Raw genomic sequence first — 13411 nt, 5'->3', positions numbered from 1 at the left:
CGCCGTACCGGCGCCCCATCCCGGGGCGCGTGCTCCGACAACGAGCGAGTACACATCGGTGTTCCCCACCCGTTGTGACGGCGCCGACCGTGTCGGTTCACCACGTGGAGGGGTATCCGGGAGCACTCCCGGTCGTTAGCTTTCGCGTTGGGGATGCACGACGGGACCGCGGGGCGCCGCGGCAGGGGGAGCGCACATGTCGGTCAGGCGTCGTTGGGCATCGGCGGCCGTGGGAGCAGCCGGTGTCATCGCTCTCGGAGCACTCACGGCGCCGGCAGCCACGGCGGCGACGGCACTGCCGTCCGCACGCGCCGTGCCGGCAGCGACCACCGCCTCCGGGTGGGCACCCGCCGCCTCCGCGGCGATCCATCCCGGCGTCGTCACGGAGACCGCAGGCGGTGGCTCCTGCACCGCCAACTTCGTCTTCACCAGCGGTGATCGCACGTTCATCGGCCAGGCCGGCCACTGCGGCGGCACCGGTGCGGAGACCGAGACCAACGGCTGCACCTCGGCCAGCGTGCCACTCGGCACCGCCGTCACGATCAAGGGCAGCGACGGCCGGGCCCGCAAGGGCACGTTGGTCTACAGCTCATGGCTCACGATGCAGCAGCTCCGCGAGACCGACCCCGACACCTGCGCCTTCAACGACTTCGGACTCGTCGAGATCGACCGCGCCGACGTCGCCGACGTCAACCCGAGCCTGCCGTTCTTCGGCGGCCCCCAGGGCATCGACACCGACGGCATGCAGCCCGGCGAGACGGTCTTCAGCTACGGCAACTCCCCGCTGCGCGCCGGCATCAGCACGCTCGGCCCCAAGGTCGGCATCAGCGCGGGTGACATCGGACACGGTCACGGCCACGTCGTCTACACGCTGACCCCGGGCATCCCCGGCGACTCCGGCAGCGCCTACCTCGACGGCAGCGGCGACGCGGTGGGCCTGCTGTCCACCCTCAACCTCGCCCCGCTGCCCGTCAGCAACGGCGTGGCGGACCTCGCGAAGGCGCTCGTCTACGCCAACGCCAACGGCGGTCTCGGCGACATCGAGCTGGCGCTGGGCACCGAGCCCTTCACCGCGACGCCGGTGGGTGTCCCGCTCATCGCGCTGGCCACCCCGGCCGGGCCGCCGCTCCCGCCGGTGTCGTAGCCGGGGCGCGCGCAGCTCGTTCCCATTGGAGGGCGCAGGGCCCCGCTCAGGCGTAGACGGCCGGGTCCAGCGTCCCGATGAACGGCAGGTCGCGGTAGCGCTCGCCGTAGTCCAGCCCGTAGCCGACGACGAACTCGTTGGGGATGTCGAAGCCGACGTACTTGACGGGCACATCGACCTTCACCGCGTCCGGCTTGCGGAGCAGCGTGCAGACCTCGAGAGACGCGGGCTGGCGCGACTCCAGGTTCTTGAGCAGCCACGACAGCGTCAGGCCGGAGTCGATGATGTCCTCGACGATCAGCACGTGCCGCCCGGCGATGTCGCGGTCGAGGTCCTTGAGGATGCGCACCACACCCGATGACGACGTGGCCGAGCCGTAGGAGCTCACCGCCATGAACTCGAGCTGCACCGGCAGCGGCAGCGCCCTGGCGAGGTCGGTCATGAACATGACCGCCCCCTTGAGCACGCCGACGAGCAGCAGGTCGGACTCGCGGTTGAGACCGGAGCACACGGTCGCGTAGTCGCGTCCGATCTGCGCTGCCAGCTCGGTGATCTTGTCGCGGATCGCCTGCTCGGTGACCAGCGTCGATGCGATGTCACCGTCGTACACGGCGGACGTCCTCCTGCGAAGTCGTGGATCAGCAGCGTCGTGGATCAGCAGCGCCGTGGCTCAGCTTCGTTGCTCAGCGGGGGGAGCGGGCGCCCCGCCTGCGGAAGGGACGCAGGGAGAGCCTGCCACGCTCGCGCACCAGCTCCAACCCACCCGGAACGGTGACGCCGGCCCGATCCGGCCCACGACCTGCGAGAAGATCCGCACCCCTGAGGTGCTCGGCGGTGAGGCCCGTCACGCCCATACCGCCCAGCCAGGCACGCAGCAGGCGCCTGCGCAGCGCGGGCGGGTGGTTCGTGACGACGTCGAGCCGCAGCCCTTCGCCGTCGCGGGCGACGTCGAGCAGGTCGGCCGTCACCGCATCGAGTGCATCGACGTCGTCGCGCAGCTGCGCCGCGGTGCGGGCGAGGGCCTCCGCGACACCGCCGGAGAGGACCTCCTCCAGCAGCGGCAGTACCTCGCGGCGCAGCCGGACCCGCGTGAACCGCGGATCGACGTTGTGCGGGTCCTGCCACACCGGGAGCCCCAGTTCGGCGCAGGCGGCCTCGGTGGTGGCGCGCCGCACTCCGAGCAGCGGTCGCAGCCACGGGGCGTCCCAGTCGCGCATTCCGGCCAGGGAACGCGCACCTGAGCCGCGGCCGAGCCCCAACAGCACCGTCTCGGCCTGGTCGTCGAGGGTGTGGCCGAGCAGCACCGCCGACTCCGGATCGGGTCGTGCCGTGCGCAGCGCCGCGTAGCGGACGTGCCGGGCAGCGGCCTCCGTCCCGCCCGGCCCGCGCACCTCGACCCGGTGCACGGCTGCGGTGATGCCCAGTCCGGCGAGCAGCTCGACGGTGTCGGCGGCCTGCTGCGCGGAGCCCTCCTGCAGGTCGTGGTCGACCACGGCCGCGTGCACGGGCCCGCGCGCCTCGGCCGCGGTGGCTGCGGCGAGCGCGACGGAGTCGGCGCCGCCCGAGCACGCGACGAGCAGCGGGGCGTCGGGGTGCGGCAGCGCGGCCATCGCCACCCGGACGGCGCGTCGGACCTCGGCGAGAGCGGGGCTGTTCATCGCCGCTATCAGAGCACGGCACACACCTCCGGTCGCCGGCACACACCGTGCACGGTGTGTGCCGTGGTGCTGAGCTGTGTGCGAGCTAGTGGACGCGGCGCAGCCAGGCCCCGGGGTCGGCGAGCTCGGCGCGGCTGGGGAGCGTCTCGGGGCTCTCCCAGACGCGGTTGAACCCCTCCATGCCAACGGCGAGCACGACGTGGTCGGTGAACGCCGAACCCACGGCGTACTGGCGGATCTTGGCCTCCACCCCGAGCAGCGCGCGCAGCAGCCGATCGATGACACCGCCACCGCGGCGCCGCTGGGTGAACCGCGAGCGGATGGTGGCCACGCTGGGCACCACGTCGGGCCCGACGGCGTCCATGACGTGGTCGGCGTGGCCCTCCAGCAGCGTGGTGAGGGCCAGCAGCCGGTCGAGCACCGCCCGCTGCTCGGGCCCCTGCAGCAGCTCGATCACCGCGAGCGAGTCGCCGCGGGACTCGCGCAGCGCGCGCACCATGTCGGGCAGCCGCTCCGCGATCGCGGAGCGCTCGGGCTGCACCGCCGAGAGCAGCGACGCGACCTCGGACGAGAAGAAGTCGCGCAGCCACGGCACAGCGGTGAACTGCAGCCGGTGCGTGGCCTCGTGCAGGCAGACCCACAGCCCGAAGTCGGTGGAGGAGACGCCGAGCGCCGTCTGGGCGGCGTGGACGTTGGGGGCGACCAGCAGCAGCCTGCCGTCCCCGTCGGGGCCACCGAACGGGTCGTACTGGCCCAGCACGCGCCCGCCCAGGTACGCGACGAGCCCGCCGACCTGCAGACCAGCCGCGCGGGCGGTGACGGCCCGGCCCACCTTCGACACCGCGGGCAACTGCGCATCGGCGGTGAGGGCGGCCATGCCGGCGATGGCGGCACCGGCCCAGCCCGGACGGTCGACGACGTCGGCGGGCAGCAACGGCAGCCCCAGGCCGAGGCCGGTGACCTCGCGCACGTGGCCCTCGGCGACCGCGGCGTCGGAACGCAGCCGGGTGACCAGGTCGACCGCCTGCGCGGGCTCGGCCTCGGGGCCGCTGCCGATCAGCCGGACCGCGGTGCGACGGGCGAGACCCCAGTCGACGGGCAGCCCCCGGTCGGTGGCGATCTCGGCAGGGGTTGCGGCATCCGTCGACTGGCGCACCCCCACACGCTACGTGCCGAGCGCCCCGAATGGGGGATGGAGAGCGCGAGCGCCGGCGACCTCGCATACCGTTGCTGGTCGTCGCACACGTTCCACCGTGTGCGACGACTGGTGAAGCTGTGCGACGTCGGCCGGCTACCGGCAGCCGCAGCCGCCGAGGGTGGCGGCCAGGTCGTCGAGCAGCGGCCGGGCCTTCGCGGGCATGACCCCGTTGGACATCAGCGCGAACACGAGCAGCCTGCCGTCGGCGTCGGTGACGACCCCGGCGAGGCTGCTGACGTTGTCGAGCGTGCCCGTCTTCGCGCGGACGACACCTCGTCCGGCCGCCGCGTCGGTGGTGCGACCGAACCGGTCGCCGAGCGTGCCGTCGCCGCCCGCCACCGGCAGCCCGGTGAGGATCGGGCGCAGGAACTCGGTGTCGCGGTCACCCTGCGCGGGTGCTGCGGCCGCCGCGAGCAGCGCACCGAGCACCTTCGGTGGGACCCGGTCGTCGGTGGAGAGCCCGCTGCCGTCGCTGAGCACCGCCCCGGTCGGGTCGAACCCCGCCTGCGAGAGGGCGGCCATGGTCTGGGCGGCGGCGCCGGTGAAGCTCGGCTCACCGTTCTTGACGATCGCGACCTCCCTGGCCAACGCCTCCGCGAGCACGTTGTCGGACTCCCGGATGGTGGTCTCGACCAGGTCGGCGAAGGGTGCGGACGCCACGGCGGCCAGCGTCTGCGCGCCGGCCGGGGCCGTGCCAGGCTCCACGGCGTCCTCGTCGAGCCCGAGGAGCTTCGCGAAGGCGACGCCCGCCGCGTCGGCCGGGGTGGTGGTGCGCTTCCCGTCCTGCATCGTCGGGTCCACGCGGCCACCGTCGATCATCAGGGGCACGATCGGGGTGATGTTGCCCGCCGGGATGTCGGCGGGGTCCCAGCCCTGCGCGAGCAGCGGGCCCTTGTAGCGGCTGGTGTCGATGACCACCTTCGTGATCGGCGCCTTGGCGGTCTTCTTGACCTTGGCGGCCAGGTCGACGAGCCGGGACGGATCCGGGTACACGCCGGTCTTGCCGGCGGGCAGCGCCGTGAGCGTGGGGTCTCCGCCGCCGACGAGCACCACCGTGCCCGGGTCCGTTCCGGCGACGACGCGTGTGATGAACGTGTCGGTGGGGTTGAGTGTGAGCAGCGCCGCGGAGGTGGTGAGGATCTTGCCGGTGGAGCCGGGCGCGAGCGCCTGCTCCGGGTTGTGCTGCCACAGCACGGTGCCGTTGGCCGGATCCAGGACCGTGCCGCCGAACTTGCCCGGCATGTCGCCGGCAGCGGTGCCCAGCGCGGTGGCCAGGCCTGCCGCCGTGGGCAGCGGTGCCCCCGCGGAGAGCGGACCGAGCATCGCCCTGGGCACCACCGGCGCCGGCACGGGCTTCTCCGGACTCAGGTTCGCCACCAGCGATGGCGCCGTCAGCGCCACCGCCCCACCACTCGCGCCCGCCACCGCGAGCACGACGAGAACGAGAACGCCCCGTCGCACTCCGCGACCAGGCACCCGCAGCGTGTCACCGATACGTCGGCCGAAGCCCACCGATGTCCTCCTCTGGACCGACTCGCGAGCCGCGCCGCGTGCGAGATACGCAACAGCTCCGTCGGCCGGTAGCCACCTCGCGAGTCCGGTCCCCCACACTAGAGGTAGGCGCCGGGGCCGGTCGCCCGACCGGCATCGGCTCCATACGCCGACCACCTACCAGCAGGAGAGCACGACAGTGGACTTCGACGTCACGATCGAGATCCCCAAGGGCGGGCGCAACAAGTACGAGGTGGACCACGCGACGGGGCGCATCCGGCTGGACCGGACGCTCTTCACCGCCACCCAGTACCCCGCCGACTACGGGTTCATCGAGGACAGCCTCGGCGAGGACGGCGATCCCCTCGACGCCCTGGTCCTCGTCCAGGAGCCGACCTTCCCGGGATGCCTGATCCGCGCCCGCGCGATCGGGATGTTCCGGATGAAGGACGAGAAGGGAGGCGACGACAAGGTCCTGTGCGTCCCCAGCGACGACCCCCGCCAGGAGCACCTGCGCGACATCCACCACATGCCCGAGTTCGACCGGGCCGAGATCCAGCACTTCTTCGAGATCTACAAGACCCTGGAGCCCGGCAAGAGCGTCGAGGGCGCCACCTGGGTGGGCCGCGCCGACGCCGAGCGCGAGATCAAGAACTCCTGGCAGCGGGCCAAGGACGCCGCGGAGTCCGGCGCGGAGCACTGAGCCGCTCCGGCTACCGGTCCCCGATGGCGCCGTCGGCCTCCTCGAGGCCGAGCAGCGCCGTGACCTGCGCCGGAGTCATGCCCTGAGCCATTAGCTCGCCGGTGGCGCGGTGCAGTTCCGCCGTCCGTTGCTGCAGCTCGGTGCGGGCGCGCCGGGCCGAGTCCCGCGCCTGCTCGGCCGCCGCAACCACGGTGACGGCGTGCCCGGGATCCTGCAGCAGCGACGCGAGCAGCCGGTCCCGCGCATCCGCGGTGGGTGGTGCCACCGGTTCGACGACCGGACCGGCCGCCTCGTGCCGGCCCGCGACGGCGTTGCGGGGCTCGGCGTTGCCGGGCTCGACGTTGCGGGGCTCCGGTCGTTCCGCCACCAGCAACCGGCCCGGGTCCGCGGCCGGGCGCCCCGACCCGTTGCCATTGCTCCCGCCCTCCCCGGGCGCCAACGGCGCCACGATCGGCAGCGGCATCGTGACGAGCGCCTCCATCGGTCCGGTGTCCTCCACCCCCGGTCCGTCCGGCGTCGCACCGGACTCCGGTCCGGTCACGGTCGCGAGCTCCGCGGTGGGCCCGGCGTCGGGCTCCGCGACGGGCGGCAGGTGCACGATCGCCACGGGAGCCGTCAGCGCCTCCGCGGGCACCACGGGCGCCGCGAGCGCGGCGGCCGCGAGCTGGTCGTCGGCGTCGCGGATGGCCTCCACCCCGGACTGGGTGCGCAGCGGAACCTCCCGCATCATGAAGACCGCGAACAGGCCGACGACGAGCACGGCGGCCGCGCTGATGAAGACGATCGCCATCGAGCCGGAGAAGGCATCGAGGATCGGGCGGGCGAGCACGGCGTCGGCGTGCGCCAGGAACGACGAGTCGTCGAACGACGGTGCCGCACCACCGCGGACGGCACCGAGGATCGGCGCGTTCGCCGGGTTCGCCTGCACCGCTGGGTCGCTGATGGCTGCGCGGAACGCGGGGGTGGCGGCTGCCGAGCGGAAGTTCTCGGCCACCTTCGACCCCAGCGAGCTGAAGAGCACCGACAGGAAGATCGCGGTGCCGAGCGTGCCGCCCATCTGCCGGAAGAAGGTGGCCGACGCGGTGGCCACGCCCATGTCGCGGGGCGGCATCGCGTTCTGCACCGCGAGCGTGAGCGGCTGCATGTTGCCGCCGAGGCCCCAGCCGATCACCACCATGAGCAGCGCCGTCTGCCAGTACGGCGTGTCGGCGTTGATGAACGACAGCCCGCCGATGCCGACGATCATCAGTATGACGCCGATGATCGGCCAGATCTTGTAGCGCCCGGTGCGGGAGATGACCTGCCCCGACAGCACCGACATGGACATGATCCCGAGCACCAGCGGCAGCGTCTGCAGGCCGGCCTCGGTGGGCGTCGCCCCCTTGACGATCTGCAGGTACAGCGGCAGCAGCGCCAGCGCGCCGAACATGCCCATGCCGACGATGAACCCGGCGATCGAGCCCCAGCTGAACACGCCGACGCGGAAGAACCGCAGCGGCAGCAGCGCGTCGTCGCCGATCCGCCGCTCCAGCAGGATGAAGGCCAGCACGCCGACGGCGCCGACCGCATAGCAGGTGAGCGCCCGCGGGGAGTCCCAACCCCAGTCGCGACCCTGCTCGGCCACGATCAGCAGGGGCACCAGCGCGACGCAGAGCGCGACGGCGCCCGGCCAGTCGATGCGCGCCTTGCGCTTGGTGTGCGGGACGTTGAGCACCCGCGACACGACGATCAACGCGATGATCCCGAGCGGGACGTTGATGAGGAACACCCAGCGCCAGCCGGTGACGCCCAGCAGCTGCGCCTGGCCCGCGAAGAAGCCGCCCGCCACCGGCCCGAGCACGCTCGACGTGCCGAAGACGGCCACGAAGTAGCCCTGGTACTTGGCCCGCTCGCGGGGAGCGACGATGTCGCCGATGATCGTGAGCGCCAGCGAGAACAACCCGCCTGCGCCGAGGCCCTGCACGCCGCGGAAGGCCGCGAGCTCGTACATCGACGTGGCGAACGTGCAGGCCACCGAGCCGACGACGAAGATCGAGATGGCGAACAGGAAGAGCGGCTTGCGGCCGAACAGGTCCGACAGCTTGCCGTAGAGCGGCGTGGAGATCGTGGCCGTGATCAGGTAGGCCGTGGTGGCCCAGGCCTGCAGGCTCAGACCGTCGAGGTCGTCGGCGATCGTGCGGATGGCGGTGGCCACGATCGTCTGGTCGAGCGCCGCGAGGAACATGCCGATCATCAGGCCCGCGAAGATCGTGAGGATCTGGCGGTGGCTGAGCATCGCCCCGGGGTGCTCGTCGCCCGTGACCGGTGTGGCCCCGACGGCGGCGGGTGCGGTCATGCCCGCACCTGCGCGGCGGCGGGCGTGTCCAGGGCGGTCATGCGGGCTCCCCTCAGGATCGAGCCGGATGCGGCCCGTCCGTGGTGGGCGTCGGCGCAGCCGCCCGAGTCTTGTAATCCTCGAAATCGGTGGCGAAGCGGCCGAGCATCTCGCCGAACCTCCGGCGATCGGCTTCTGGCCAATGGGAGAGCATCCCCGCGATCCGGGTGTTGCGCGCGAGTTTGTTCTCGTTGAACACGCGAATTCCCTCGTCCGTGGCGGCCAGCAGCGTGGCACGGCCGTCGACCGGGTCAGCGGTGCGCTCGACGTAGCCGAGCTTCACGAGGTGGCCGATCTGGCGGCTGATGGTGGAGGGGTCTGAATGCACGGCCTCGGCGAGCGCGCCCGCGCGGCGGGGCCCGTCCTTCACCAGGTGGACGAGCAGGATGTAGGTGGCGCGCTCGACAGCGTCGGGGTTCTCGGCCTGGTACTGCACCTGGACGCGGTCGACGAGTCGGACCAGCCGGATGAGCTCCGTGCCGACCACCTCGGCGGTGGCGAGCTCGTCGTCGGACAGCACGGGGGCACCTCTGCGGGGTCGGTCTGGTTGCGCGTGCAGGACACGCCGAGCGGGTGCGCGCAAGCATGAACCGCCCCGATGACGCTCGGCAAATCCCCGCAGGTGCGGGCCGCGCGTCAGTGCGGGGCGGGCTGCGGAACGGGCCCCAGCAGTGCGCGGCCCGCCGGCGTGAGCCGGGCCGGACCGAGCGGTCGGGCCGCGTCGGGTGCGACGAGCAGGCCGGCCTCGACGAGCCGCAGGCCCGCGGTGAAGTCGGCGCACACCAGACCGTCCACGAGCAGCACCGGCTCGCACCCGGCGCCGAGCTGGCACCGACCCGCATCGACCGCACGCAGCACGGCGCGATCTCGTCCACTCACGATGAACGTCTCCACGTCCGACATCTCCTCGGGCCTCCCCCGCGCCGCGTTCGGCGCCCATGGAAGATGTCGTACTCCGTTTGCGACGTGTTTCACATCACGACGCGCGACTTCGATGTTGCGTTCGCGTCAAGAAACCTTCTCGAACACCGCAGCGAGTCCCTGGCCGCCTCCGATGCACATCGTCTCGAGGCCGTAGCGGGCGTCGCGGCGGGCCATCTCTCGGGTCAGGGTGGCCAGGATGCGGCCGCCGGTGGCACCCACCGGGTGCCCGAGCGAGATGCCGGAGCCGTTGACGTTGAGCCGCTCGAAGTCGGCATCCGTGAACTTCCATTCACGCGTGACCGCCAGCACCTGGGCGGCGAAGGCCTCGTTCAGCTCGATCAGGTCCATCTCGGCGAGAGAGAGCCGCGCCGCGTCGAGCGCCTTGGCCACGGCGGGCACCGGCCCGATGCCCATCGTGGCAGGCGGCACCCCGCCGATGCCCCACGACACGAGCCGGACCAGCGGGCGCAGGCCGAGCTCCTCGGCGCGGTCCGGGTGCGTCACCACGCAGATCGAAGCGCCGTCGTTCTGGCCGCTGGCGTTGCCGGCGGTGACGGTGGCGTCGGGGTCGCCCTTGCCGAGGATCGGGCGCAGCGTGGCCAGCTTCTCGACCGTTGAGTCGGGGCGGATGTGCTCGTCGGCGTCGACCACGGTGTCGCCCTTGCGGCCCTTGACCGTGATCGGGACGATCTCGTCGGCGAACCGGCCCGCCTCGCGTGCCGCCGCCGCGCGCAGGTGACTGCGCACCGAGAACTCGTCCTGCTCCGCACGCGGGATCGCGTACTCGCGGCGCAGGTTCTCCGCCGTCTCCAGCATGCCGCCCGGCACCGGGAAGTTGACCCCACCCGCGGTGACCCGGCCCCTGGCCAGCGAGTCGTGCAGCATCACGCCGGGCCCGCCCTTGGCCCCCCAGCGCATCGAGGTGGAGTAGAACGACGCGTTCGACATCGACTCGGCGCCGCCCGCCAGCACGACCTCCGACGCACCCGTCTGCACCTGCATCGCCGCGTAGAGCACTGCCTGCAGCCCCGAGCCGCAGCGGCGGTCGATCTGCAGGCCCGTGACGGTGACGGGCAGCCCCGCGTCGAGCGCGGCCACCCGCCCGATCGCGGGCGCGTCCATCGTCGGGTAGCAGTGGCCGAGGATGACGTCGTCGATCGCGTCGGGCGCGATCCCGGTGCGGGCGAGCAGGCCGCGGATCACCGAGGAGGCGAGCTCGTGCGCCGGCACGTCACGCAACGAGCCGCCGAAGCCTCCGACCGGGGTACGCAGGGGCTCGCAGATGACGGCGTCACGCATGAGTCGACTCCTCTGTCAGACGTACTGGCGGGTCAGCCACTCGGCGACGAGCGCGGGACGCTCCGCGCCCTCGATCTCCACCGTCACCTTGTTGGTCAGCTGGACCCCACCGCCGGCGTCCGCGACGTCGACGAGCTCGATTTTCCCCCGAACCTTGCTCCCCACCGGCACCGGCGAGGTGAACCTCACCTTGTTCAGGCCGTAGTTCACACCCATCTTGACGCCGTCGATCCGGTAGACCTGCCCGATCAGGACCGGTAGCAGCGACAGCGTCAGGAAGCCGTGCGCGATGGTGCTGCCGAAGGGACCCGCCGCGGCCCGCTCGGGATCGACGTGGATCCACTGGTGGTCACCGGTGGACTCGGCGAACTGGTCGATCTGGGTCTGCTCGACCGTGACCCAGTCGCTCACCCCGATCTCGCTGCCCGCCGCGGCCCGCAGTTCGTCGACCCCGTTGAAGACGCGCATCCTGAACTCCTGATCATCTGGTTCGGCTCGGCTTGCAGATTGCCACAACTGGGGAGGGGATCAGTCTGCGATCTGCAGCACCAGCTTGCCGGTGTTCTCCCCGCGGAACAGCTGCAGCAGCGTGTCCGGGAAGTCGGCGACGGAACCCCGCACCACGTGGTCGTGGCTGGTGAGCCTGCCCTCGGCGAGCCAACCGGCCATCTCGGTGACGGCCTCGCCGTAGCGGCTCGCGTAGTCGAAGACCACGAAGCCCTCCATGCGGGCGCGGTTGACCAGCAGGCTCATGTAGTTGGCCGGGCCGGTCATGCCGCCCTCGGCGTTGTACTGGCTGATCGCGCCGCACAGCACGACGCGGCCACCGCGGCGCAGCCTGGCGAGCCCGGCGTCGAGGATCTCGCCACCGACGTTGTCGAAGAAGACGTCGACGCCATCGGGCGCGGCGGCGCGGATGGACTTGTTGATGTTGCCTTCGCGGTAGTCGATCGCGGCGTCGAAGCCCAGCTCGTCGACGAGCCACTTGCACTTCTGCGGCCCGCCCGCGATGCCGATGACCCGGCAGCCCTTGATCTTGGCCAGCTGGCCGACGGCGTTGCCCACCGCGCCGGCGGCACCGGAGACGACCACGGTCTCGCCGTCCTTGAGCGCTCCGACGTCGAAGAGCCCGAAGTAGGCGGTCAGCCCGGTCATGCCGAGCGTGCCCAGGAACGTCGACAGCGGCGCGACCCCGGCGTCGACGCGCACCACGCCCCGACCGTCGGACTCGGCGTAGGACTGCACGCCGAAGGTGCCGGTGACGTGCTGGCCAACGGGGAAGTCCGGGTGCTGCGAGGCCACGATCTCGCCTGCCGCACCCGCACGCATCACGTCACCGATCTCGACGGGCGCGATGTAGGAGCGACCCGCGTTCATCCAGCCACGCATGGCCGGGTCGAGGGAGATGTGGCTGATGTGGACGACGAACCGCCCGTCCGCAGGCTCACCGACGGGCTCGCTGGTGTGGTCCCACGACTCGGGGCCCGGGGTGCCGCTCGGGCGGGCCGCGAGCCGGACCTGGTGGTTGACGGTGTCGGGAGCAAGGGTCATGGGTGATGCCTACCCGAAACGGGCGCGGCAATGCTAGAGCGCCGTTCGGTTCGTCCAGCGGGGTCTACAGCGGCCGGATCCCCCAGCTGCCCGACCACTGCTCGCCGGAGGCCAGCGTGATCAGGCCGTCGCCGGAGTTCAGCGCATCGGGCGGGCACGTCATCGGCTCCACGGCAACGGCCCGGCCGCGGCCGGGGTGGTCGCCCGGCGTGAACACCTGCACCCAGCCGAAGTCGGGGTCGGCCCACATCTCCACGGAGGCGTCGGGGCCGTCGAGGCGATGGCGCACCAGCGTGTCGCCCGCGGCCGGGACGCAGCCGCCGAACGCGTGGTCGAGGTCCATGCCGCGCAGCGGCCGCCCGGCCCGCAGGTCGAGCTCGCCCGCCACGGGCTGCGCCGGGCCCGTCGGGAGGCCTGCGGAGAGCGGCAGCGAGGTCTGCGCCGCGAGCGTCAGCGTGCAGTCGTCGGTGGCGGCCGCCCCGGCGCGCAGGTACGGGTGCGCGCCGACCCCGAACGGCACCGTTTCGGCGCCGACGTTGCGCACCGTGTGGGTGACGGTGAGACCGGCCCCGTCCACGGCGTAGCGAACGCTCGTGTCGAGCGGCACCGGCCAGCCCGACTGGGGTGCGACGATCGCGTGCAGCACCACGGAGTCGACCGCCCGCTCGCCCACGCGGTAGAAGGTGTGGCGCAGCAGGCCGTGGATGGCGTTACCGGCAGCGGGCTCGCTCAGCGCGAGCTGCTGCTCGTGGCCCTGCCACGACCAGCGACCACCGGCGGTGCGGTTGGGCCACGGCACCAGCACGTTGCCCGCCCCGCGGGGCGGACGCTGGTCCTCGTCGAACGTCTCGACGAAGTGGCGCTCGCCCGCGGTCAGCAGCCGCAACCCGGCCCCCACCTCGGTGACGATCGCCCGCACGGCACCGGACACGATCTCGAACTGCTCGCCCGTCGGCGGCATGGGAATGCGCACGCGCCGGACCCTAGTAGACCGTCGGCCTACTAGGGCGTGTCCTGTAAGGGTTCTGACCTGGTATCGGTGATCATGCTCGCGTGGTAGGGCGTGGCG

Annotated in this window: 13 protein-coding genes; 2 read left to right on the top strand and 11 right to left on the bottom strand. The window is 72.3% G+C overall.

The annotated features are described in order from the left end of the window. Positions 1–196 precede the first annotated feature (196 nt). A complete protein-coding gene (locus ACFPFQ_RS25150; RefSeq protein WP_379622951.1) occupies positions 197–1144 on the top strand; it encodes a serine protease in 948 nt (315 codons plus the stop codon). A gap of 46 nt (positions 1145–1190) precedes the next feature. Here the strand turns inward: ACFPFQ_RS25150 and hpt are convergent, their stop codons facing one another. The 4 genes from hpt to dacB all read right to left on the bottom strand — a co-directional run bounded on the left by hpt (position 1191) and on the right by dacB (position 5461). After that, the gene (hpt, locus tag ACFPFQ_RS25145; protein WP_379622949.1) at positions 1191–1754 is read right to left on the bottom strand and encodes a hypoxanthine phosphoribosyltransferase; all 564 of its coding nucleotides are present in this window, start codon (positions 1752–1754) and stop codon (positions 1191–1193) included. Between the two features lie 73 nt (positions 1755–1827). Further along, positions 1828–2802, bottom strand: coding sequence for a tRNA lysidine(34) synthetase TilS (tilS, locus tag ACFPFQ_RS25140; RefSeq protein WP_379622948.1), 975 nt, complete (start codon positions 2800–2802; stop codon positions 1828–1830). Between the two features lie 85 nt (positions 2803–2887). After that, on the bottom strand, positions 2888–3958 hold the full coding sequence (locus ACFPFQ_RS25135) for a zinc-dependent metalloprotease (RefSeq protein ID WP_379622946.1): 1071 nt from the start codon (positions 3956–3958) through the stop codon (positions 2888–2890). A gap of 135 nt (positions 3959–4093) precedes the next feature. After that, on the bottom strand, positions 4094–5461 hold the full coding sequence (dacB, locus tag ACFPFQ_RS25130) for a D-alanyl-D-alanine carboxypeptidase/D-alanyl-D-alanine-endopeptidase (protein WP_379622944.1): 1368 nt from the start codon (positions 5459–5461) through the stop codon (positions 4094–4096). 229 nt (positions 5462–5690) lie between these two features. Here dacB and ACFPFQ_RS25125 point away from each other — a divergent pair, with 229 nt between their 5' ends. Further along, entirely contained in the window at positions 5691–6194 is a 504-nt protein-coding gene (locus ACFPFQ_RS25125) for an inorganic diphosphatase (protein WP_379622942.1), read from the top strand. A gap of 10 nt (positions 6195–6204) precedes the next feature. On the opposite strand, the gene ACFPFQ_RS25120 is transcribed toward ACFPFQ_RS25125, so the two are convergent. From ACFPFQ_RS25120 to ACFPFQ_RS25090, 7 genes are all read right to left on the bottom strand, one after another. Beyond that, complete coding sequence (locus ACFPFQ_RS25120; protein WP_379622940.1) at positions 6205–8529, bottom strand: MDR family MFS transporter; 2325 nt, start codon at positions 8527–8529, stop codon at positions 6205–6207. Between the two features lie 52 nt (positions 8530–8581). Beyond that, on the bottom strand, positions 8582–9088 hold the full coding sequence (locus ACFPFQ_RS25115) for a MarR family winged helix-turn-helix transcriptional regulator (protein ID WP_379622938.1): 507 nt from the start codon (positions 9086–9088) through the stop codon (positions 8582–8584). Between the two features lie 116 nt (positions 9089–9204). Then, entirely contained in the window at positions 9205–9462 is a 258-nt protein-coding gene (locus ACFPFQ_RS25110; protein ID WP_379622936.1) for a hypothetical protein, read from the bottom strand. Between the two features lie 114 nt (positions 9463–9576). Next, complete coding sequence (locus tag ACFPFQ_RS25105; RefSeq protein ID WP_379622934.1) at positions 9577–10791, bottom strand: acetyl-CoA C-acetyltransferase; 1215 nt, start codon at positions 10789–10791, stop codon at positions 9577–9579. A 15-nt stretch (positions 10792–10806) separates the two neighbouring features. Then, entirely contained in the window at positions 10807–11259 is a 453-nt protein-coding gene (locus tag ACFPFQ_RS25100) for a MaoC family dehydratase (RefSeq protein ID WP_379622932.1), read from the bottom strand. A gap of 60 nt (positions 11260–11319) precedes the next feature. Then, positions 11320–12342, bottom strand: a complete 1023-nt coding sequence (locus ACFPFQ_RS25095) for an NADP-dependent oxidoreductase (protein WP_379622930.1) — start codon at positions 12340–12342, stop codon at positions 11320–11322. A gap of 64 nt (positions 12343–12406) precedes the next feature. Continuing rightward, the gene (locus tag ACFPFQ_RS25090) at positions 12407–13315 is read right to left on the bottom strand and encodes an aldose 1-epimerase family protein (RefSeq protein ID WP_379622928.1); all 909 of its coding nucleotides are present in this window, start codon (positions 13313–13315) and stop codon (positions 12407–12409) included. Positions 13316–13411 lie beyond the last annotated feature (96 nt).

The sequence above is a fragment of the Pseudonocardia sp. GCM10023141 genome, from assembly GCF_042653605.1.
This window is presented reverse-complemented; position numbering and strand designations above follow the sequence as displayed.